The organism is Rhizobium sp. SG570 (assembly GCF_012275345.1).
Lineage (GTDB): Bacteria > Pseudomonadota > Alphaproteobacteria > Rhizobiales > Rhizobiaceae > Rhizobium > Rhizobium lusitanum.
In genome coordinates, this window is sequence record NZ_JAAZQI010000003.1 from 219,769 (window position 1) to 241,192 (window position 21,424).

General features: G+C 57.4%; 16 protein-coding genes and 2 pseudogenes. 6 read left to right on the forward strand and 12 right to left on the reverse strand.

Annotated features, from left to right (window positions below):
• Position 1: 1 nt before the first annotated feature.
• Both FHT28_RS08360 and FHT28_RS08365 read left to right on the forward strand, forming a co-directional pair.
• Positions 2 to 391 (forward strand): MFS transporter, encoded by a 390-nt coding sequence (locus FHT28_RS08360; RefSeq protein WP_168595982.1) that lies wholly within the window; start codon positions 2 to 4, stop codon positions 389 to 391.
• Between the two features lie 84 nt (positions 392 to 475).
• Complete coding sequence (locus tag FHT28_RS08365) at positions 476 to 2,230, forward strand: ABC transporter ATP-binding protein/permease (RefSeq protein WP_168595983.1); 1,755 nt, start codon at positions 476 to 478, stop codon at positions 2,228 to 2,230.
• A gap of 4 nt (positions 2,231 to 2,234) precedes the next feature.
• Here the strand turns inward: FHT28_RS08365 and FHT28_RS36070 are convergent.
• Positions 2,235 to 2,438, reverse strand: a pseudogene (locus tag FHT28_RS36070) (nucleotidyltransferase domain-containing protein); the annotation flags it as partial.
• 1,032 nt (positions 2,439 to 3,470) lie between these two features.
• Between FHT28_RS36070 and FHT28_RS08370 the strand changes: the two are divergent.
• The 3 genes from FHT28_RS08370 to FHT28_RS08380 all read left to right on the forward strand — a co-directional run bounded on the left by FHT28_RS08370 (position 3,471) and on the right by FHT28_RS08380 (position 8,833).
• Complete coding sequence (locus tag FHT28_RS08370; protein ID WP_168595984.1) at positions 3,471 to 7,610, forward strand: Pls/PosA family non-ribosomal peptide synthetase; 4,140 nt, start codon at positions 3,471 to 3,473, stop codon at positions 7,608 to 7,610.
• Between the two features lie 129 nt (positions 7,611 to 7,739).
• Positions 7,740 to 8,177, forward strand: a complete 438-nt coding sequence (locus FHT28_RS08375) for a GNAT family N-acetyltransferase (protein ID WP_037191226.1) — start codon at positions 7,740 to 7,742, stop codon at positions 8,175 to 8,177.
• Positions 8,174 to 8,833, forward strand: coding sequence for a 4'-phosphopantetheinyl transferase superfamily protein (locus FHT28_RS08380; RefSeq protein WP_168595985.1), 660 nt, complete (start codon positions 8,174 to 8,176; stop codon positions 8,831 to 8,833). Before FHT28_RS08375 ends, FHT28_RS08380 begins: the two co-directional genes overlap by 4 nt.
• A 485-nt stretch (positions 8,834 to 9,318) precedes the next feature.
• Here FHT28_RS08380 and FHT28_RS08390 read toward each other — a convergent pair whose 3' ends face one another.
• From FHT28_RS08390 to FHT28_RS08400, 3 genes are all read right to left on the reverse strand, one after another.
• Positions 9,319 to 9,678 (reverse strand): SPW repeat protein, encoded by a 360-nt coding sequence (locus FHT28_RS08390; RefSeq protein WP_168595987.1) that lies wholly within the window; start codon positions 9,676 to 9,678, stop codon positions 9,319 to 9,321.
• Positions 9,679 to 9,849: 171 nt separating this feature from the next.
• Positions 9,850 to 11,943: an ABC transporter permease gene (locus FHT28_RS08395; protein ID WP_092575253.1), complete on the reverse strand. Its 2,094-nt coding sequence runs from the start codon at positions 11,941 to 11,943 to the stop codon at positions 9,850 to 9,852.
• A 13-nt stretch (positions 11,944 to 11,956) separates the two neighbouring features.
• A complete protein-coding gene (locus FHT28_RS08400; RefSeq protein WP_246704814.1) occupies positions 11,957 to 13,213 on the reverse strand; it encodes an efflux RND transporter periplasmic adaptor subunit in 1,257 nt (418 codons plus the stop codon).
• 507 nt (positions 13,214 to 13,720) lie between these two features.
• On the opposite strand from FHT28_RS08400, the gene FHT28_RS08405 reads away from it, so the two are divergent.
• Entirely contained in the window at positions 13,721 to 14,341 is a 621-nt protein-coding gene (locus tag FHT28_RS08405) for a GAF domain-containing protein (protein ID WP_113134399.1), read from the forward strand.
• Positions 14,342 to 14,635: 294 nt separating this feature from the next.
• On the opposite strand, the gene FHT28_RS08410 is transcribed toward FHT28_RS08405, so the two are convergent.
• From FHT28_RS08410 to FHT28_RS08440, 8 genes and pseudogenes are all read right to left on the reverse strand, one after another.
• Positions 14,636 to 15,427, reverse strand: coding sequence for an SDR family NAD(P)-dependent oxidoreductase (locus FHT28_RS08410; protein ID WP_168595988.1), 792 nt, complete (start codon positions 15,425 to 15,427; stop codon positions 14,636 to 14,638).
• A gap of 211 nt (positions 15,428 to 15,638) precedes the next feature.
• Positions 15,639 to 15,764 (reverse strand): hypothetical protein, encoded by a 126-nt coding sequence (locus FHT28_RS36655; RefSeq protein ID WP_281408431.1) that lies wholly within the window; start codon positions 15,762 to 15,764, stop codon positions 15,639 to 15,641.
• A gap of 8 nt (positions 15,765 to 15,772) precedes the next feature.
• Positions 15,773 to 17,512 (reverse strand): alpha/beta fold hydrolase, encoded by a 1,740-nt coding sequence (locus FHT28_RS08415; protein WP_246704829.1) that lies wholly within the window; start codon positions 17,510 to 17,512, stop codon positions 15,773 to 15,775.
• A 216-nt stretch (positions 17,513 to 17,728) separates the two neighbouring features.
• On the reverse strand, positions 17,729 to 18,451 hold the full coding sequence (gene phbB / locus FHT28_RS08420) for an acetoacetyl-CoA reductase (protein ID WP_168595989.1): 723 nt from the start codon (positions 18,449 to 18,451) through the stop codon (positions 17,729 to 17,731).
• 188 nt (positions 18,452 to 18,639) lie between these two features.
• Positions 18,640 to 19,071, reverse strand: coding sequence for a hypothetical protein (locus tag FHT28_RS08425; protein WP_141694117.1), 432 nt, complete (start codon positions 19,069 to 19,071; stop codon positions 18,640 to 18,642).
• 277 nt (positions 19,072 to 19,348) lie between these two features.
• Positions 19,349 to 19,708 (reverse strand): hypothetical protein, encoded by a 360-nt coding sequence (locus FHT28_RS08430; protein ID WP_246704815.1) that lies wholly within the window; start codon positions 19,706 to 19,708, stop codon positions 19,349 to 19,351.
• Between the two features lie 196 nt (positions 19,709 to 19,904).
• Positions 19,905 to 20,056, reverse strand: a pseudogene (locus tag FHT28_RS08435) (IS6 family transposase); the annotation flags it as partial.
• Positions 20,057 to 21,086: 1,030 nt separating this feature from the next.
• On the reverse strand, positions 21,087 to 21,248 hold the full coding sequence (locus tag FHT28_RS08440; RefSeq protein ID WP_173411603.1) for a hypothetical protein: 162 nt from the start codon (positions 21,246 to 21,248) through the stop codon (positions 21,087 to 21,089).
• Positions 21,249 to 21,424 lie beyond the last annotated feature (176 nt).

Genomic DNA, 21,424 nt, shown 5'->3' on the forward strand with positions numbered 1-21,424 from the left:
GATGACAAGGACCGATAGCAATTCCCTTCGTCCGCTGCCACCATGGTCGTTGGCCGCCTTGCTGCTGGCTATGTTCGCCATCGCCCTCGGCTACGGATTCCTGCTGCCGATCCTTCCGTCCACGATTGCCAGGATTGCCGGGACGTCGGATCCGGCAATCCTGGCGCAGCATACCGGCGTCCTGACTGGAACCTACACCCTCGCGCTGTTCCTGTTCGCACCGCTGTGGGGGCGCTTCTCGGACCGATACGGGCGGCGTCCCGGGATCGTCGTTCTCGCCGCAGGCATCGGCCTCCCGCGCCTCCTGAAGCAGCCCGAGCGGGAGGGGCCGGACGCTCCGGCATCCACAGGAGCGTCCAGAACAGCCGCCGAAGAAGGACGCCGCTCGTGAGAGGCGTCCTTCCAAGAAAGTTTCCCCTCTTCTCCGCCTGCCAGGAATCGATGCCAGCATTTCCGGATCTCAAATCGAGGCGCCATGTCACAGGACCAATCCTTTTTCTCTTCGGCTGCGAGCACAGCCGGAACGGCTCGACAGCTCCGCACCTATGGGGACGCCGTTAGCGGATCGCCGGGCCGTTACAAGCTCCTTCTGCTCGTGGTTGGCCTAGCCGTCGTCATCGCCGCGACGACGATCGGCCAGCTTCGGCTGAACGCCTGGTACGAACCGTTCTTCGATGCTGTGAAGAACAAGGATCTGGCCTCGTTCCTCCGGCAGCTCGTCGTGTTCACCATCGTCGCCATCGTCCTCATCTTCCTGAACATCGCGCAGACATGGCTCGACCAATGGACGAAGATCGCCTTGCGCGACTGCGTCACCCGCGATCTCCTTGTCCAGTGGTTCGCACCCCGGAGGGCATTTCTTCTCGCCGGCGCAGGGCCGGTCGGCAGCAATCCCGACCAGCGTGTCCAGGAGGACGCGAGACGGCTGACCGAGCTTACCGTGTCGCTGGCGATCGGATTCTTCCAGTCCACACTGCTGCTATTTAGCTTTGTCGGAGTGCTGTGGCTGCTCTCCCGCGGCTTCGTGTTCGAATTCGACGGCCGCAGCTTTCAGATCCCAGGATTCATGGTCTGGGTCGCGTTGATCTACGCGGCGTCCGGCTCGTCGCTGAGCTGGCGTCTGGGCCGTCCTCTGATCGAGCTCAACGCGGCACGGTACGCTCGAGAGGCCGAATTCCGCTTCGGCCTCATGCAAGCGAACGAAGCCAGTGACGGCATCGCACTCTCTGGAGGCGAGGAGGGCGAGCAGGCGCGGCTCGAACGCGAATTCGACGGCGTGATCGGGCTCATGCGGCGGATTGCCAACGTTGCCACGAGGCTGACGGGCGTCACAGCAGGATACGGGTGGTTCGCGACCGTGGCCCCGATCGTCGCCGCAGCTCCGGGATATTTTGGCGGGCAGCTCACATTCGGCGAGTTGATGGTTGTCGTCGGTGCCTTCAACCAGGTCCAGCAGGCACTGCGATGGTATGTCGACAACGCCGGCAACATTGCCGACTGGCGGGCCACGCTCCAACGCGTCATGGACCTGCGCCAGGCGCTTCTCGCCATGGACCAGGCCGCGCCGTCGCAAAGCCGCATCGCCATTCTCGAGGGCGAGCCGGTGCTGGCCCTCGACGACCTGACTGTGCACGTTGCGGACCGGGCAGTCTCCATCGACGAGCCGCACGTCGCCGTTCTGCCGGGCGAACGTGTCCTCGTCATCGGCAAGCCGGGCACAGGCAAGAGCATGCTGTTTCGCGCGTTGGCCGGGCTCTGGCCCTGGGGAACCGGGCGGCTGCGCCTGCCGCCGAAAGCGGATACCATCTTCCTTCCGCAGCGGCCGTATGTCCCGAACGGTTCATTGCGCGAGGTGCTGTCCTACCCCTGCAAACCTTCCACCTTCCAGGAGGCGGCCTTCTCGCGCGCGCTGGAACGCACGGACCTCCGCCACCTGATCCCGTCGCTCGACCGCGTGGCCCGCTGGGACAAGGAATTGACGGTCGACGAGCAGCAGCATCTGGCCTTCGCCCGGCTCCTGGTCCACGGGCCCGCTTGGGTCGTCAGCGACGAGGCCCTGTGCCATCTGAACGAGGACGATCGCAAGATGCTGTTCTCGATCTTCGACGACGAACTGTCGAAGACCGCCGTCGTCAGCATCTCCAGCAACGACGCCCAGTACGGCTTCTATTCCAGAATACTTCATCTGAATGCACAGCCGCGTGCCGAAGCAAGCCCGGCGCCGTCGTGATCGGGGGATCTTGAACGAAAGTTTCGACAGGAAAACCCTCCATGTCGAACGACTCTCTCCATGCTTTCGGTAGGTTCGGGAATACGACCACGAGATCAATGTCGGAGTAATCATTGCCTTCGCCAAGGATAATTGATCCTGACGCAAAGGCGAAACTTGCCTCCGTAAAGCGGTTTGCTAGGCGGTCGTTCGCGACGTCAAGTGCCATTCAGCCCGATGTCGTTGATTCACGTCTCACTCCAAAGTTAACGATCAGAGCGAGTGCAAAAGAAAACCCCGCTCGCGCCCGGCGGGATTGATCCACTTTATCAAATGAACAGACTTAGTTCACGACAGGACCATCCACCGCACTCGGGCGGTCATGGTGGTCAATGAAGTGAGATGCATCTTGCTCATGTTTCCAGGCTACGCGCACCATATTCTCCGCTCAAGCCGCCACTATGAACGTGATCACCTCTCCAACGCAGGTTTAGCACGAGGTTCGTTGTGACAGTGATTCCGATCGGTTTCGCAGTTCGCCAGAACTGCGCACAACCGGAAAACCCGATGCGGTGGTCGCGCCAGCTTAACCCGGCTTGCTCACAGACTCTCACGGCGTGCGATGCGCGTTGATCAATGCTACGTGCCTCGTCGGGGCGGATATCGGCCACCCTCCGATCAGATCATTGATACGCATCAATGATCTGACAGCCCTTGCATGATCTTTAAGATCGAAATCGGGAGCAAGGTGATGAAAAGGAATATGCGAAGCCTATCCCAGGGGGTGTCGTACCGCCCTTCTAGCGTAGCCTCGGGCAATTTGATCTATTGGACGCGAGATTTCAGATTTACAACATAGTCCCAACTTGGGGTCTCTAATCCGTTCGCGAAAGGCCGTTTTCCGGTCAATCTCAAAAGTGGTCCAGCAACTGTCATCGAGAGTGAGTTTACGGACAAGGAGATGGCCGGGCTTTGTCGCGAGCTTTTGTCGAGGTCGCAGAAACGGCTATTGCTGGACACGATTCTGCCGCGAAGCCGCGAATTCCTGGAGTGAGGACCGCCTCAGACAAGCGAAAGACGGTATTGCCAGAAATTGCGGTTTTGAATTGCAGATTTTTCTTTTATGGAGGCTTCCACGAAACAGAGGTCAATTGCAACTGGGGATTGCAACCTGCAGCGGCGGGTAGTGCTTGCTGGAGAAGTGGCACGACGCCTCGTGTGATACAAGCGCCCGGCGATGCTAGGCTTTTGACTAGAGAGTATGAAAATGGATCAAGGTGTTGATGGTACCGAACTCGCCGGGGGCGCGGTGACCAATTCAAGTAACCAACCCGGAACAAAGGCTCGTTTCGGAAGCACAGATACGCTTGTAAAAATCCACCCTGATCTCAGAACGATCGCACGCTCTCAGATTCTGACGGGTGCCGACTTTTCCGAGGAAGGACGGCCCGTTGAGCGGCTCGATATCGTCTTCGAGCAGCTTGCCGAGAGGTTTGGTTCGTTGCCGGCCGTGATCTCCGATGGACGCGCCTGGACATATCAAGAGATAAACAAACGCGCGAATCAGTTTGCCCGCCTCCTCATGGACAAGGGCGTGCGGCCGGGCCAGCGGGTGGGTTTGCTTGTCGATCGATCCGCCGAGACCTACATTGCGCTGCTCGGTGTCATGAGGGCAGGGGCGGCGTTCGTTCCTCTCGCTGCCGCTTTTCCCGAAGAGCGGATGGCGCTCATCATCGAAGACGCCGATGTGGAGCTGGTCGTCACCATCGACGCCTATTCCTCTCGCGCCAAACAACTCTCCGTTCCCTTCGTCCTGATCGATGCCGCCGACGCCGAAATCACGGCTAGGTCCGATGCACCGCTGCAACCGAACGCTGTGCCTTCTGCATCCGACGACACCTGCTACATTCTCTATACATCCGGTACGACAGGCAAGCCTAAGGGCGTAGTCATAAAGCACCAAAGCATTTGCAACTTTGTGCGGGTCGCTGCCGCAGCCTATGGGTACCGGCCGGGTGATCGCGTCTATCAGGGCATGACCATCGCCTTTGACTTTTCTGCCGAAGAGATTTGGGTGCCATTTGCCGCTGGCGCCACAATCGTGCCAGCGCCGGGTCAGCTTACTCTGGTGGGCGAGGAGCTCGCTGATTTCCTGCGGATGAATGACGTTACTTGCATGGCCTGTAGCCCGACATTATTATCCTCCATAGAAAGTGACGTGCCTGGCCTCCGATTGCTGCTGGTCGGCGGCGAGGCTTGTCCTCATAATCTCGTCATGCGCTGGACGAAGCGAGGGCGGCAAATTCTCAACACATATGGCCCGACCGAGGCCACGGTGACCGCAACGATGGGTGTGCTGGTGCCTGAGAGGTCGGTGACCATCGGTGCACCACTGCCCACTTACTCCATCGTCATTCTCGATCCTTTGGTATCGGAACTTGCCGAGCCAGGTGAGTCGGGTGAAATCGGCATTGCCGGCATCGGACTGGCGGCAGGCTACCTCAATAGGCCGGATCTGACCGAACAGAAGTTTATTGCAGATTTCATCGGCCTGCCGAACAATCCGTCGAAGCGTATTTACCGGACGGGGGATCTCGGCCGGATCAACGACGACGGCGAGATCGAATATCAGGGTCGCATCGACACCCAGGTGAAAATCCGCGGATACCGCATCGAGCTCGGAGAGATCGAGGCGGTGCTTCTGGACCAGCCCGCGATCGCGCAGGCTGCCGTCACGACCTGGGAGATCGAGCCCGGCCGTATGGAACTCGTTGCCTATTACGCATCGAAGACCGGCCTGCCACCGATCTCGCGTGCCGATATTGCGCGCGCGCTGAAACAGCGCCTGCCGGACTACATGGTGCCTTCTTATCTGGAGGAATTGCCCGCGATCCCGATGACGGTCTCGAACAAGGCGGATCTTCGTCAGCTCCCGAAGCCGACAGGCGTTCGGCTCGCGGCAGAACGAACGGTGGTGCCACCCCGCAATGACGATGAACGCTTCCTGGCGGAGACGCTTTCGAACGTTCTGAAGTTTGATGATGTCTCTGTGGAAGACCATTTTTTCGACGATCTCGGTGCCAACTCCCTGCTCATGGCTCGCTTTTGCGCCCGCGTGCGCACCCGAAAGGAATGGGCGACGGCGTCCATTCGGGACATCTACCTGCACCCGACTGTGGCGCTTCTCGCACAGCACCTCCGTATCCCGGAGGAGAGGACGACGGCCATCAATGAGCCATGTCTAACCCACCGGGCATCCAATCTTGCCTACTGGACCTGTGGAGCAGCACAACTCCTATTTTATGGCCTCTACAGCTATTTTGGACTGCTGCTTTTCAACTACGGTCTTAACTGGGTATATGACAAGCTCGATGAGCCGCTGTCGCTCTATCTGCGCTGCGCGCTGCTGTCTGGCGGTGTTTTCTTCGGTATGTCGGGGGCCGCGATCATCGCGAAGTGGCTGCTGGTCGGCCGCTGGAAGCCAGAAGCGTTCCCCATCTGGGGCCTGCGCTACTATCGTTTCTGGGTAGTTCAGACCATGATCCGGACCGCACCCGTGGTGCTCTTCCGCGGCAGCCCGCTCTACAGTCTCTATCTGCGGCTTCTGGGTGCCAAGCTCGGACGGAATACCGTTATCGAATGCCGATCCGTGCCGGTCTGCACCGATCTTATATCGATCGGCGACAATACCATTCTGCGCAAAGAATCGATGATACTCGGCTATCGGGCGCAGTCCGGCTATATCCACACAGGTCAGCTGACCATTGGCCGCGATGCCTTCGTGGGTGTCGGTAGCACACTCGATATCGATACCCGGATCGGCGATGGCGCCCAGCTCGGCCACTCTTCGTCGCTCCAGCGCGGACAGAGCATTCCGGATGGTGAGCACTGGCATGGATCGCCGGCGGTGCCGACAACGGCGGACTACTGCAAGGTTCGCAATGTCAGCCTTTCCAAGGCCCGGCGCATCCTTTATGAAGCGGCTCAGCTCGTTGCCCTATTTACGGTCGTGACGCCTCTGCCACTTCTCTTCCACAGCTATTGGGAAAATGTGAGCGACGACTATCAGGAGACCATCGGCATTGTCGCGATCGGCACCACGGTCACGCTGTTCGGTTACATCGCTGTGTCCCTGCTTGCTGCGACATTGCTGCCACGTCTCTTCAGGTTCTTCTTAAAGCCGGGTCGTACTTATTCTCTCTACGGCTTTCACCACTGGCTGCAAGCTACGATCGAGCTTTCCAGCAACTCTCGTATCCTCAACCTGATATTCGGCGATAGCTCGGCGATTGTGCATTATATGCGCAGCATCGGCTGGAAGCTTAACAAGGTGACCCAGACAGGTTCCAATTTCGGAACGAATCAGCAGCACGACAACCCGCTTCTGTGCGAGATCGGCACCGACACCATGGTGTCGGACGGGCTTTTCATGATCAACATGCACAAGTCCGCCACCGCATTCAGGTTGGATCACACCAAGATCGGCGAGCGCAACTATCTGGGCAACAATATCTACTATCCGCCGGATGGGCGGACAGGTGAAAACTGCCTGCTCGGCACCAAGGTGATGGTTCCCATCGACGGGCCGATCCGGGAGAATGTTGGCCTGCTGGGCTCGCCGTCCTTCGAAATTCCGCGCATGGTGAATCGCGACAAGGAGCTTATCGCCGGCGTCGACGAAGATGCCCGACGTAGCCGCCTGAAGCGCAAGAATCTCTATAACACCATGACGGCGCTCCTCTTCCTGGCAACGCAGTGGGTCATGTTGTTCGCCACGCTGGCGATCTGGGATCGGGCGCTCAACTACTACACAGAATGGGCCGAGATCGCGCTCTTCGCCGCTGTGGTCCTGACATCGGCGATCACCATACCATTTTACATTTTTGTGGAGCGCGCCAGCCTGGGCTTTGGCAAGCTGAAGCCGCAGATGACGACGATCTATGATGTCACATTCTGGCACCATGAACTTCATTGGAAGCTGTCGGACTCGCCGATCACCGGCCTGTTCAGCGGCACGCCGTTCCGACCCATGATCCTGCGCATGCTCGGCGTGAAGGTTGGACGGCGCGTCTATGACGGCGGCAGCAATCTGACTGAGCGTTCCCTGGTGGAGATCGGCGACGATGCCACCCTGAACGAAGGATGCGTCATTCAGGCCCATTCGTTGGAAGAGGGCGTGTTCAAGTCCGATTTCATCCGGGTTGGCAAGGGCGTCACGCTTGGACCTGCTGCCTTTGTCCACTATGGCGTTGTGATGGGCGACGGGTCGGTGGTCGACGTCGACTCCTTCGTGATGAAGGGGGAAGTGCTGGAGCCAAACTCCATCTGGCGCGGCAACCCGGCCAAATTGCATCGCTTCGTGACGCCGGTTCTAAGGGACGGCGCCAGGAAATCCGCCTGAATATCCCGCTGCCATCCGGTGTGTCGAGCCCGAGAACGCAGTGGAGACAGCTGCTTTCTTGAAGATTGCCCAGGAGGTAACGCCTTGACTGATCGATCCCCGCAGACGGCGGAAATCCGTCTCGCTCCGATGACCGAGGCAAACCGGGCGTTGGTGATGTCCTTGGAGCTTGCTCAAGAGCAGGTGGATTTCGTCGCGAGCAATTCGGACTCTCTGGAAGAAGCCGATGACGATGTGGACGCGCAGCCGCGCGCTATCATGTTGGGGGATCGTATTGTCGGGTTTCTGATGTACGAGGCGCCGGCGGACGATTACGAGGCGCGAATCTACCGCTTCATGATCGACCGCGTCTACCAGGGTAGAGGTTACGGCAAGGCCGCGTTGCGCGAAGTGCTGGCGGAAATCGGGAGGCTCGGCCACATCAGGCACGTTTCGATCTGCTATGACCCTGAGAATAAAGGCGCGCGACACCTCTATCGCGCTGCCGGCTTCGTTGAAGAGGGACTCGACGAGGACGGGGAGATGATCGCCGACCTGGTCCTACCTGCACGGGCGGACAATCCATGACACGCCCGCCCTACGCTCCGCCAACCTTGCCCGAGGAAATAGCACTTTTGGAGGCGATGGCTGCCATTGCACCGAAAGGCGTTCGGATTGGATGCCGGAAGATACGCGATGAGGATGAGGCCCACTTGCTGCCGGAGGAAGCACGTGCCATCCCGGCACGCCACCCGGCCATCCGGCGGGCCAGCGGCGCGGCCCGGTGGATCGCACACGGTCTGCTGTGGGACATTGGCTTAAACGACTTCGCTGTCCTGCGTACGTCATCGGGCGCGCCGGTCTGGCCCGACGGGATGACGGGTTCGTTGGCTCACGACAACGAAATGGCCGTAGCGGCGGTGGCGCCTGTTTCCCACATCGGCTCTCTCGGTATCGATGTCGAGCCCGCCCAACCCCTCCCACATGACATTTTCGCGCTAGTTGCAACCCCTGCGGATACGACAGAAGCACTAAATCAAGACCTTACCGGTCGTATTCTCTTTTCAGCCAAGGAAGCAGTCTATAAGGCGGTGTATCCGCTTGATCGCGAGATATTGGGCTATGAGGATATCGCCGTGGACCTCAAAGCAGGTCTTGCAGTGACGACGACAGGCCATCGGGTCAAGCTCTTATACTGTGTTGCTCCACGCGTGGTCGTTGTGGCGTTTGTTCGCGGCAATTAGTTCCGGCATTCTGCGGGCACAAGTATCAGGAGCGCAACGGTGCCGACCACTGCGAAAACTGCTCCACAGATGAACACGGACTGATGGCCAAGGTGATCCCAAAGCAGACCGGCGATGACACTGGCAATGAGTTGAGCGAGCCCAACCAGGGAATTGTACCAGCCGATGCCGCCGGCACGCAGTTCCGGGGTACGAGGCTGGAAGCGAGCGCCTTTCTAGCGGCACGGAAGGTCCCCCGATAGGCGCCATAGCAGACGAACACTACGGCCACGATGACGACATTGACCGTGAGCGCAACCCCCGCATAAGCGGCAAAGAACACGGCGAACGCCGCGAGTAGAACATCACGGCGGCTGATCCGATCAGACAAGAAGCCCATGGGATAGGAGACTAGGGCAGCGACGAGATTGAACCCCGAATAGATGAGAATCGTGTCCTCGATCGAGGCACCTGCGGCCTGCGGTTCGAGGACCAGAAATGCGAGATTATGGTAATGGAGTTGGGGAGTGCCTGCCGAGCAATACCCATGCTGCAAGTATGATGAGCAGCAGGCCTGAGATAAGAGCATTCCATGTAAAGAGGGGATTCTCAGTATATCGAAGAGCCCAGGGGGAGACGATAAGCCAGCCGCCGAGCAGGATATCGGCTCGATCCTCCCAAAGATGGTATGACGCGTAGGCCGCTCCTCCCAGAACTGCGACGACGAGGCCGCAGACAAGAAAATTCCAAGCGGGCGCGCCAACGGGAAAGGAATCGGGGCCGTAGCTCCCGAATACCCATGGCGAGGCAATTAGCCACATGCCAATGATGAACACAATATGGTCCTGCCAGCGACGCTGTTTCATATCGCTTCTCCTTCATGCAACAAATAAAACTTATCGTGTCTTCAGGAGCCAATCATTGCGTTTGGTCAAATCCAATCGGTGTCTGCTTCAGCGATAAGCCGGCTGCGTACGGAACAGATGCCATAAGCTGCGAGATAGCGTGACGAACGATGCCCCCTGCTCGCAACACGCTCATTCGTACCGGAGCGCCTCGATGGGATCGAGATTGGCTGCCTTATGGGCCGGATAATAACCAAAGAAGACCCCGACCATTGCCGAGAACAGAAAACCTCCTGTCATTGCGGCCACCGAAAGTGGCGCCGGCCAGTTGAAGACCTGTGAAATCACCAGGGAAACAGCAATGCCCATGACAATTCCGGCAATGCCGCCACTGACGCTGAGAAAGATCGCTTCGGCCAGAAACTGCAATAGAACATGTAGGCGCCGGGCACCGATCGCCATGCGCAGACCAATCTCCCGAGTTCGTTCCGTCACCGATACCAGCAGAATATTCATAATGCCGATTCCGCCGACAAGAAGAGAGATCGATGCGACGACCGCAAGCAGGAGGGCCATAATCCGGCTGCTGCTTTTAGCCGCCTCCGCGAATTGGCTGAGGTTACGGACATCGAAATCCTTGTTTTGGGTCGCCTTGATATTGTGGCGTCGCGTCAGAATATCGTTAATGTCTTTGACCGCCTCGGGTACCTGGTCGGCGCTCTTTGCCTGAACGAACAGCATATTGGCAAATCCCGTCAGGCGGGGTTGCAGATTGTAGGGATTCGGTGCCGGCAAATAGACCCAGTTGTTGGGCGTTTGCACCTGGCTCGGTGCTGCAACACCCAGTACGCGTCGTTCGGCGGTCGTAAACGGGATCATGACAACATCGTCTTGATCTTGTCCCATTGCCGACTGGCCTTTGCCCGCCAGCAGGCCAACGACTCGCATCGGAACATTCCGAATTCTGATCGTCGCTCCGATCGGATTTTCGGTCGTAGCGAACAGCTGACGATAAACCGTCTGACCGATGACGGCGACCAGATCGCCATTGCGTTCGTCTTCGCCGCTTATCGGCGCGCCGGCGGCGATATGCCAATTGGTGATGGCCGGATAGGCTTCGCTGACCCCCTGAATATTCGTTGTCCAATTTTTGCTGCCATATTCGGCCTGGCCCTGCTGGCGGATGAGATAGCCGATATTCGCGACAGCTGTATCCTCTCCGATCGCCCTGGCATCCGCAACGGTCAGCGTGCTTGCGCTGCCATATCCTATCCGCGCGCCACCGCTTGTGAGCGCTCCTGGCAGAACCACCACGACGTTCGTTCCAAGGCTTTCGATTTGTCTCGCAACGGCGTTGTTTGCACCTTGTCCAACTGCCACCATCACGATAAGCGCCGCCACACCGATGAAAACGCCCAGCATCGTCAGTATCGATCGCATCTTGTTGCGACGGATAGCCTGCCCGGCTGCACCGAGCGCCATAAGCCCGAAGGCGAGGCCGCCACTGGATTCCGATCGCACTCTGCCATCATTGTCGGCGCTCGCCACTGGAGACACATTGGCCCGGTTGCGTTCGATCTTTCGTTCATCCGCAACGATCTGGCCGTCGCGCATGGTTACGATACGATCGGCATAGGCGGCGATGTCCGCTTCGTGCGTGATCAGCACTATGGTTACGCCTTGGTGGCGATTGAGAGCGACAAGGACTTCCATGATCTCATGCGAGGTCTTCGTGTCGAGGTTTCCCGTTGGTTCGTCCGCCAGAAGCAGATGAGGAGAGTTGATCAAAGCGCGCGCTATGGCGACCCGCTGCTGTTGGCCGCCGGATAGCTGACCGGGCGTGTTGCGTTCGCGATCTCCAAGCCCCAAGCGAGCAAGCGAAGCGCGCGCATGTTCTACCGCACCGGCACCGTCGACCGTGCCAGCTTTGGCATAGTAGAGCGGCAGGCGAACATTTTCGAGGGCACTCGTACGCGGCAACAGGTTGAAGCTCTGAAAGACGAAACCCAGTCGTTCGCTTCGAATAGCGGCAAGAGCCGGTTCTGTAAGTTTCGCGACATCGACGCCCTCAAAAAGATAGCTACCGCTGCTTGGGCGATCGAGACAGCCGAGAATCGATATCAATGTGGATTTTCCTGAACCTGACGACCCTACGATCGCAATGAATTCGCCCCGCTCGACCTTGATATTGACCCCGCGGATCGCCTTGACCTCCGTGCCGCCGACCACAAAAGTTCTTGTGACATCCTTCAATTCTATAACGGGCTGAGTTTCCTGAAATGTCATGGCAGAACCGCCTTTACAATCTGAGGAGGCGGGAGAGAGCCGACGAATTCGATGATTTGCTTTGTCCGACGATGACCTTGTCACCGACGGACAGGTCGCCCGCCTCGATCGCGGTGAAGGACTGGTCGCTTATACCTGTTCTTACGGGCACCAGGGTCAGCACACCGCTGCGCTGCACCCACACATGTGCCGCTTTCATATCTGCGGAGTAGGGTGTTATGGACGGAATCGAGCCCTCTCTTGGCTGGAACCGCAGAGCCTGGTTGGGAACGCGAAGGACGCTCGTCTGATGATCGGTAACAATGCTCAGTGACGCGGTCATACCCGGTTTCAGGGCAAGATCCGCGTTGTCGACGCCGAAGACCGCATCGAAAGTGACGATATTTTGAACGGTTTGCGGCGATTGCCGAACTTGTTTGACTTTACCTTCAAAGGCTCGTGCCGGAAAGGCATCGACACTGAAAGTGACCGGCTCGCCCTCTCGGATAGCCCCGATATCGCTTTCGCTGATGTTGGTATCCACCTGCATTCTGGTTAGATCGGTGGCGATAAGGAAAAGTGTGGGGGTCTGGAAGCTCGCGGCCACAGTCTGGCCCTGGCTCACATTGCGGGAAACTACGACGCCATTAACGGGTGAGCGTATGTTCGTATAGTCGAGATTGATCTGCGCGGCGGCAAGCTCGGCTTTGCGCTGCTCGATTACCGCCTGGTCAAGGGCCACCTGCGCTTCGGCCTGCTCGGCAAGGTTTTTGGCGATATCGACGGTGTCCTGAGAGACTGCTTGAGGCTCTATGAGACGGCGGCTCCTTTCATAGTTCAATTGCGCATAATCTAAATTGGCCTTATCTTTGCTCATCTGAGCATTGGCGACCGACAGATTTGCAGAGTCCTGATTGACCGTGGTCTGGTAGGGGCGTGGGTCGATAGTCGCACACACCTGTCCCGCCTTGACCACGGTATTGTAGTCGCAGCGGATCTCCGTGATCGGGCCGGATACATAGCTGCCGACGATGATGGTGAGTTCCGGATTGACTGTTCCGGTTGCTGTCACCTGCCGTACCACGTCACCTTTAGTCACGAGGGCGATCTCGAAGGACTGCGTTATAGGTTTTCCAATGCGCTGCCAGACAACGATGAACGCAAACGCCGACACGACCGTCATGCTTGCCAGCAACCAAGGCCAAAGCATCCGGCGTTTTCGCGCCTTCGGTATTGTCGCCGGCGCGGATACCTCACGCAGTAGCGGTCGCGCTTCGATTGAGCCATCCATGCGCCATACTCCTTCTGTGCTCCAACTCTGCCATCGCGAGACAGTCTGGACATTGATCTGGCGCAAAGGTCATAGAGTGGACGTGGCGGCTATCGCCCCTAAAACGTCGTGAGATCGATCTCATCTCCAAGAGCGATGCATCTACTGCACGCCGGCTGGGTATCCCCGGTTACGAAGGCTGTGCCAGAATGGCTGTGCTCCGCTGCGCCGCAGTAACTCCGCGCCGGCGGGCCACGATTATGTGGCGTGAGAGCCTCCGGTCGGCCAATCTGGAAGCGATGGCGTATCCGATATCGATTGATACGGCCATCCAGCCATCGATCGATCATTATGACGATATCCAGACGCATAAGCGCTAGATTTTGGTATTCACATTCCTCTTGCTGAAACAAGCAAAAGTAGAAATCCCTCCAATGATTCCGAAATCAAAAGCTGTTCTCAGCTGTACATGCGAAGATTTGGAGGTTAAGCTAATTTAGCCTTCTGCAAAGACTATGTGAGGGGCGGATGCGACGCTTCATCGTTCGGCAGAATATCGAGCGCTTCGAGCGCCTGCTTAGCGAAGGCTTGGACGATCATGAGCGCTCGATGTTTGAGCAACTGCTCGCTCAAGCGCGCAATGAATTATACTGGCTGGAGAATATTTGGTCACAAACCTGTCCGCATCTCGGTATTTCGGATTCCGTCGGGGCTAACGCCGAAAGATGTCTCGATCGCGTTGTCATGGCCCGGGGCGCCAACTTTGGAAGTTTGCAGCTGTTGGATATCGACACGGCTCATCTCTGCCTTATTGCCCACCACAATTTTGATCGCTCTTCCGTCGAACAGTTTGCAAGGGTGCGGAACGGAGAGGCGACGACCTGCGATGCCGCTCGCATTTTACAAGCATCCGTCTTCGTTGAAGATATCGAGAGTGCCGATGGGTTTGCTTCTTTAAGAGACTGGACTCGCAGGATCGGTATTCGAGCGATCCAGACAACACCGATATTCGGCCATTCCGGAAAGTTCATTGGCGCGTTTTCCACGCACTATGCGAGTCCACGTTCCTTTTCGAGCGAGGAAAGGGAAATGAATTCTGTCAGTTCTGAACAGTTTAGACGCTTGTTCGCTGACATGGGACGAACATAGGTTGCGAACCGGCATTAGTTTCCGATGCCGATGAGAGCGACGAATAGTTGTTGGCTGACGTGGCCAAAACGGCTGTTTTTGGAGATCCGTTCTGGTAGTGCGACTGCTATTTTCTAAAGGATTCCTAGAAATTGAACGCCCTCAGCGCTGCTCATCCGCAGTTTGTTCTTCTGAGGCAACGGAGTGATCGCCGTTTCAAATCCCAAGAGCCTCACCTGCGTTTATAGCCACGCAGGCATGGCGCGGATAGAGTTAAGGCTTCGGATGCAAGGACGGCGTTCTCTCCCGTGACAATCAGAACGCGCTCTTCACAACCCCGCCATCGACCCGCAGTGCCGCGCCATTGGTGGCCGAGGATAGCGGGCTTGCCACATAGGCAACCATGGTTGCGATTTCCTCAGGCGTCGTGAAGCGTTTGATCAGTGAAGTTGGTCGGATTTTCTCGAAGAACTCGGTCTCGAATTGCGCGAAAGTCTTCCCTTCGGACCCGGGCAACGCGGCGACAAAATCGATGACGCCGCGCGACTTCGTTGGGCCTGGCAACACGCTGTTGACCGTGATCGCGGTGCCAGCAACCGATTCGGCGATACCGCGCGCCGCTGCGATCTGGGCCGCCTTGGTCACGCCGTAGTGCACCATCTCGGCGGGAATATGTACGCCGCTTTCGCTCGATATAAAGATGATGCGGCCCCAGTTACGCTGGCGCATCGCGGGCAGATAAAGACGGGCGAGACGAACACCTGAAAGCACGTTGACATCGAAGAAATGCCGCCAGTCAGCATCCGGGATCTCTTCGAACGGCTTGGGTTCGAAGATGCCGAGATTGTTGATCAGGATCTCGACATTTGGAAAGCGTTTCGTAATCGCATCGGCGGCTGCTTCAGTTCCGAGATCGCCGGCAAATCCGTCAACGCGACCGCTTCCAATCGCGACAAGTTCGGCGACCGTGCAATCGACGGCATCTTGGGTCCGTCCATTGACGATGACATGGGCGCCCTCGCGAACAAGAGTTGCCGCGATTGCATGACCGATGCCGGCGGTGCTGCCCGTAACGAGAGCCAGTTTACCGTTGAGTTCGAGGTTCATGAGAATTCTCCGATGAGAGACACAACAGATCGATTGAGCATGAAAAGCGCGTTACCCGAGAGGAGGCGGCGTCGCATTGAGCTTCGCCACCCTACGGCAGATCCGGTTGGTAGACCAGTTTGCCTTCCTTGGTAACGATAGTCGATCCACAGGGCTCGCGAGACGCGACTGCCAGCGCATCATCGGAGTTCATTGCTGTGTAGACGACCTTTCATCCGCGCATCGACCTTACCTTGCGCTGCAAGTTCGACTGCTCGCGCGGCAGCGGCACGGCAGGCGCGGCCCGGCCCCTGGCGATGAAGTGTTCGTAACGGTTATATGGGAGGAAATCGGTCATGGGCCGGATCATCGCTGCATCACGTAGCTACCAGGCGCATCGCAAAGCGGAGGGTAGCCCTTGATCGGAGCGCCCATGGTGGGCGGCGTGACGGGTTCGCTATTTGTCTGCGCCGACAGCCACGCCTCCCAGGCAGGCCACCAAGATCCGTCACGAACCGGCGCAACCGAGTACCATTCATCCGCGCTAAGGCAGGGGTCGTCTGGCTTTTTCTCCAGCATTCGGAAATGCCGACCGCGATGGCCTGGCTCGCTGACAATACCCGCGTTGTGACCACCGCTGGTCAAAACGAAGGTTACGTCGGTATCGGTGAGATAGTGGATCTTATGGACCGAGCGCCAAGGGGCGACATGGTCACGTTCCGTGCCCACGGCGAAGATTGGAACACGAATGTTCTGGATGACGGCAGGTTGGCCATCAACCATATAGCGGCCGGAAGCAAGGTCGTTATGAAGAAAAAGGTTGCGCAGATAGTCGGACTGCATTTGGTAGGGCATGCGGGTGGCGTCGGCATTCCACGCCATCAGATCGTTCAGCGGCTCGCGTTCACCCATCAGATATTCGTGGATCATGCGGGACCAGATCAGGTCGTTGGACCGGAGCATCTGGAAAGCGCTAGACATTTGCGAGGCCTCGAGTGTGCCATGCTGCCACATCATGGCCTCTATAAAGGCGATTTGACTGTCGTCGATGAAAAGTTGCAATTCACCCGGCTCGGTGAAGTCGGTCTGTGCGGCAAAGAGCGTCACCGAGGCAAGACGATGGTCGCCGTCCTGCGCCATGGCGGCTGCCGCTAACGTCAGTATCGTTCCGCCCAAACAGTAGCCGGCTGCATGAATCTTACGATCCGGGACGATAGCCGCGACTGCGTCGAGTGCCGCCATCACCCCGAACCTGCGATAATCATCGAGCGAGAGATCGCGATCTTCCGCCGTCACATTGCGCCAGGAAATGCAAAAAACGGTGTGGCCGCGTTCCACGAGGAAGCGGATCAGGGAGTTGGCCGGCGAAAGATCGAGGATGTAATATTTCATGATCCAGGCCGGCACGATGAGTACTGGCTCGGCTTGAACGGCGTTTGTCGCTGGTGCATATTGTATTAATTCGATCAGATGGTTGCGGAAGACGATTTTTCCAGGCGTCACCGCGACGTTCCGCCCGACCACGAAATCTTCCGTCCCGACTGGAGGCTGTCCCATCAGGAGGTGGTGGCAATCTTCGGCCAAGTTTCGGGCGCCAAACAATAGATTTAGACCGCCGGTCCCCATTGTGCGCTGGATCGTTTCAGGATTGGCCCATAGCATATTGGCCGGCGATGCCATGTCGAGCCATTGCCGTATCGCAAACGACACGACGTCCTCATGATGCTGGGAGACGCCCGTGACATCGTGCGTGGCGTTGTGCCACCATTGCTGGGTCAAAAGGAACGCCTGCGCCCAGAAGCGATGGGGCCAACGCTGCCAGGCTTCATCCTGAAAACGCTCGTCGCCCGGGAGTGGCTCGATGCACCAGGGTGTGTCGGGATCTAGGATGGACTGTAGCATGTGAGTGAGGAGACGCATCGACTTCTGGTCCGCCTTTACGGCGAGTTCCGTTTGCTTACCGGGCGCCGCGGCGAGATGCGCCCCCCAATCGGCGAAGGCGAGCCAGAAAGCGGTCGGTGAAAACCCAAATGTCGCGCGGGCGATCGACGCACTTGTCATAAGATCGATTGCGCGGAAGCTTTCACCCAGGAACGAATTACTCATGTCGGGTTCCGACGGCGCGAGGAGCTGAGCTTCCGTGGCTTTCATTGGGAGTGTGTCCATAGCAACATTTCCTTTCGCGGCGAATGAACCATCTTCCTTCGTTCTCACGCGGTTTCGTCGCAAAGTGTGGGGCAGGTTTCCCAATCTGAGTCTGTTACCTCTCGGAAAGGGGCGAGTAGTCGGGCAATCCTGGGAGATGAGATTTCCCGCGTTAAGCTACGACATATATCTACCGCCGTTGATCGACAGTGTTTCGCCGGTAATGAAGCCGGCTTTGTCCGACACGAGAAAAATGGCGCCGCGCGCGATTTCCTCGGGTAGAGCCAACCGTTTGGCTGGAACCGCATCGACGATCATCTTCAGGATATCGGGCCGCACGGTCGCGACCATGTCGGTCTTCGTGTAGCCCGGTGCAATCGCGTTGACCGTGATACCGCGCGGGGCACTCTCAAGCGCCAGTGCTTTGGTGAAGCCGATCATCCCTGCTTTGGCCGCTGCGTAATTGGTCTGCCCCGCCTGGCCCATGAGGCCGTTGACCGAACTGATGTTCACAATACGTCCAAAATTTCGCTCGCGCATGCTCTCGATCACGGCTCGGCACATGTTGAAGCATCCACCCAGATCGATATCGATGACAGAACGCCATTGCTCCTTAGTCATCTTGTGCAGCATGGAATCTCGCGTAATTCCCGCATTGTTGACGAGTATTTCGACCGGACCCAGCTTGGCGGCAACCTCAGCAACGCCGTGTGCGCAGGCATCGAAATCGGCGACATCCCAGGCGAATGTCGGAATTCCGTTTGACCGACCGAAGGCCTCGGCCCCTGCTTCATTGCCGAGATAGTTGACACAAACCCGATAGCCGGCCGCCTTCAGCGCCAGGCTGGTGGCGGCACCTATTCCTGTGACACCCCCCGTGACAAGTGCGATACGATTCATCGATGCCTCTAATCTTGTTGATCCAGCCGAGCCGCAAATACCAAGCGCTCACGTCGCCTTTGCTTGTTTGTTCTGGACCAGCATCAATCCGGCTGCGGGTCAGACACCATTGGAATCCGACCACGAGCACCGGTTTCATCCAGCTTCCTTGCGTGCGTGGCGCGAGAAAATGCAATCCAGGAGGTTGTTTATTTCAGCGTTACAACAATGCCGCTTGCGGCAAGGTTGAGCTTCAGGCCCGACGTTTTTGAATGAAAATGGACGATGACCCCGTTTTGGTTTTCGAGCACCGCCACCGAGCCACCGCCGGCGATCGTCGCGCCGGCGCCAGCGGCGAAATAAGTGCCCGCGGCGTCGGCGGGATTCTTCAGATTGTAGACTGTTCCGGCGCCATCAATGCGATCAATGCCGATGTCAACAACACTCAGTCCCGAAACGGTGAAGGGATAGGGCTTGCCTTTGAACAACAGAGTTCCGTTGCCCCAGGTATATCCAACGCCAGCGGCGACACTGCCACCGGAGAATGCAATCGTAGCCGATGGGGCTTCTTGAGCGAAGCTGACAGCCGGTGACGCCAGAAGTGCGATGGTCATCAGACAAGTAGTTGACAAGCGTGACATGCGAACGTTCCTTCTTTGAGATAGAAATTTGGGAAATCAAGAAAACCGGCGTGGGCGCAAAACCGGCCTCGAAAAGCGCGACAATCTCGGAGCCATCGGTGGATGCTGAGTTGAGCGTGCCGCCCGCCAATTTCGTGATCGACCAAACCTCGGGTACTTTCCATTGGCATCTCGCTGCTATCTTCTAGCCATCAGCGGGCAAGAAGATTGCGGAATCACCGATGGTTAAGGAGGCGAGGGCACTCCCTTGCGCGTGACCGTGCTTACGGCTGCAGTGTTAAGCGTTTTTGGCCTCTTCTCGCACGATGCCGGCGGTATCGGACGCAAATCGCGCGTTGATCGCCAGGGTTTTGCTGATTTCTTTCGCATAGTCCGAAACCGCATCGCGCCAATAGTCGCCGATGACATCCAGGGTATCATTGGTTTTTTCCGCAGCTATGACGTCATCCATCAGCTTGATGTCGCGCTGAAAACGGTGCTGAAGGAATGATAGGCCTTCGACCTGATAGCGAAGCAATGTTTTCGCTATCGTTGTCGGTATCTTCAATACGGACCCAGTCGGGTTGTTGTCATCGCTCAAGGCCAGGAATGACGCCATCGGAAGCTCGAAAGCAGACTTTAGAACTTGTTTCTGCATGACACGTTTTCTCCATTGAACACGCAGAAGGCTACCGCGCCGAGAAGGAAGCCACTTTGATCGAAGTCAAGAACCGATCTTCAGTGTCATCGGAAGCCGGACCACGGTCGCACGATATCGGATATCGGATTTCCGGCAGCTCACATCGGTGGAAAGGTTTGTCTCTCGCGGAGATGAGCGTAATAACCATGGATCGGCGGACGACCCAGCGATGAACCGTGGAGTGGTCGACGTGAATCCGCGCTCGGCCATCATCTCTTCCAGATCACGCAGGCTGAGATTGTAAGCCAGACACCAACGTGCGCACAGCGGGATTACAGATCGGTCGAAGTGACGGCCATTGAACATCGACGAGCTCCCTGAAATGGAAGAGCCTATGCTCCAGCCAACGTTACCGTGCGGTTTGCGACAGAGCAGACGCAGGTGCCCCAGGTTCCGGCGGGTGAAACTTTCCGCAAGCGTACCGGTTCGAAAGAATGTGATCTTCCGGCTTTCGCTCATCTGCATTAAACACGCGTCGCAGCTCTAATATTTCCCGGAGCAGCATCAATTTAGCCTCACTCCGGTGGGGCTTTTCTTTGACTTCAATCGTGGCGGTCGTTTCGCAAATGGCGTCCTTGCGCGACATCTTGCAATGTCAGCGCCTTCGTCCTCTGGTCTGATGAAAATCGCTTGGGACTGCATGATGGAAACGTCCCGAGTCGAATCGATGACTTCGGTCGTCCCCGTCCTGTACAGCAATGCATGCTCAACCCCCGAGGTTGGCAATTTTGCAACACCGACTATGTCCGCTAAATTTCGAAGTTCTTATAGATGGACAACGGGAGAGGTTAGCGCTGATATGAAGTCGCAGGGTCCGGTCTTGGTTCGAAAGCAATGCAATGGGCTTTTTAAGCTGTTGGCACATGGGAATGATCAGATTGCGCAGCCGGCTCGATACTCGCGCCGTTGCCGGATCATACGAGCCGTGGGCCTGCGATGCGATTGATCGCTTCGAGCGTGAGATCGAGGCTTTCTGTCGACGATCGGGATTTTTCGTCGTGATGTGAGGGTCGAAACTTGCGCAGGCAGCAAATGTTTCAACCCAGACAATAAGTCGGTTGGAACGAGGAGACCAATTACGAAATGGCACTCTGGACGGCATAAGGCAGGTGCATCGAAGATGCTGGTATAGAATTCAGTCTGGAAGACGCCGATGGCTATGGAATCCGGATCAAGAAGCCGCAATTGCCGCCATCATAGGCTCGACTGCAAACAAGCTCGCGCGGCATGGGGACATATGTAGCGAGCATCATTGTCGTATGGCGGACCGCTTTAAAGCAGAGGATGGGGCAACTAGATCTCTTTTGATTGGGGGACAAAGACGCAAAAGCGGTGGTCAGGCCCGGTCTTGCTCGAATGCGTCGGCATCGAGCGCCTCGATCCGTTCGACATCGACGTCGTCCAATGCAGTGAACTCCTTCGTGCGTGCCGTCTGCGACAGCCGGCCGTCGATCCGTTCGAGGAATTTGTGCAGCAGTTCGACTTGAGCTGTTGGCATGTCGACGATCATTGCCAGGGCGCTGAAAAATGTCGCAATCAGGCTGGGCGAGCTATTTGGCCCATTGGATAATCTCCAGTGTCGCGACGACCTTCCTCAGACAACCATCGTCTTCGACCCTGCAGACCACACCATGCGATTGGCCAATTACAGCAATTGTACTTGTAATGCATCAC

Excerpts from the sequence above, each read along its gene's own strand:
- FHT28_RS08365 (WP_168595983.1), top strand. The coding sequence starts at position 476 with ATGTCACAGGACCAATCCTTTTTCTCTTCGGCTGCGAGCACAGCCGGA.
- FHT28_RS08400 (WP_246704814.1), bottom strand. The coding sequence starts at position 13,213 with ATGGATGGCTCAATCGAAGCGCGACCGCTACTGCGTGAGGTATCCGCG.
- FHT28_RS08425 (WP_141694117.1), bottom strand. The coding sequence starts at position 19,071 with ATGTCACGCTTGTCAACTACTTGTCTGATGACCATCGCACTTCTGGCG.
- FHT28_RS08375 (WP_037191226.1), top strand. The coding sequence starts at position 7,740 with ATGACCGAGGCAAACCGGGCGTTGGTGATGTCCTTGGAGCTTGCTCAA.
- phbB (WP_168595989.1), bottom strand. The coding sequence starts at position 18,451 with ATGAATCGTATCGCACTTGTCACGGGGGGTGTCACAGGAATAGGTGCC.
- FHT28_RS08360 (WP_168595982.1), top strand. The coding sequence starts at position 2 with ATGACAAGGACCGATAGCAATTCCCTTCGTCCGCTGCCACCATGGTCG.
- FHT28_RS36655 (WP_281408431.1), bottom strand. The coding sequence starts at position 15,764 with ATGACCGATTTCCTCCCATATAACCGTTACGAACACTTCATCGCCAGG.
- FHT28_RS08395 (WP_092575253.1), bottom strand. The coding sequence starts at position 11,943 with ATGACATTTCAGGAAACTCAGCCCGTTATAGAATTGAAGGATGTCACA.
- FHT28_RS08415 (WP_246704829.1), bottom strand. The coding sequence starts at position 17,512 with ATGAGTAATTCGTTCCTGGGTGAAAGCTTCCGCGCAATCGATCTTATG.
- FHT28_RS08390 (WP_168595987.1), bottom strand. The coding sequence starts at position 9,678 with ATGAAACAGCGTCGCTGGCAGGACCATATTGTGTTCATCATTGGCATG.
- FHT28_RS08410 (WP_168595988.1), bottom strand. The coding sequence starts at position 15,427 with ATGAACCTCGAACTCAACGGTAAACTGGCTCTCGTTACGGGCAGCACC.
- FHT28_RS08370 (WP_168595984.1), top strand. The coding sequence starts at position 3,471 with ATGAAAATGGATCAAGGTGTTGATGGTACCGAACTCGCCGGGGGCGCG.
- FHT28_RS08440 (WP_173411603.1), bottom strand. The coding sequence starts at position 21,248 with ATGCCAACAGCTCAAGTCGAACTGCTGCACAAATTCCTCGAACGGATC.
- FHT28_RS08380 (WP_168595985.1), top strand. The coding sequence starts at position 8,174 with ATGACACGCCCGCCCTACGCTCCGCCAACCTTGCCCGAGGAAATAGCA.
- FHT28_RS08405 (WP_113134399.1), top strand. The coding sequence starts at position 13,721 with ATGCGACGCTTCATCGTTCGGCAGAATATCGAGCGCTTCGAGCGCCTG.
- FHT28_RS08430 (WP_246704815.1), bottom strand. The coding sequence starts at position 19,708 with ATGCAGAAACAAGTTCTAAAGTCTGCTTTCGAGCTTCCGATGGCGTCA.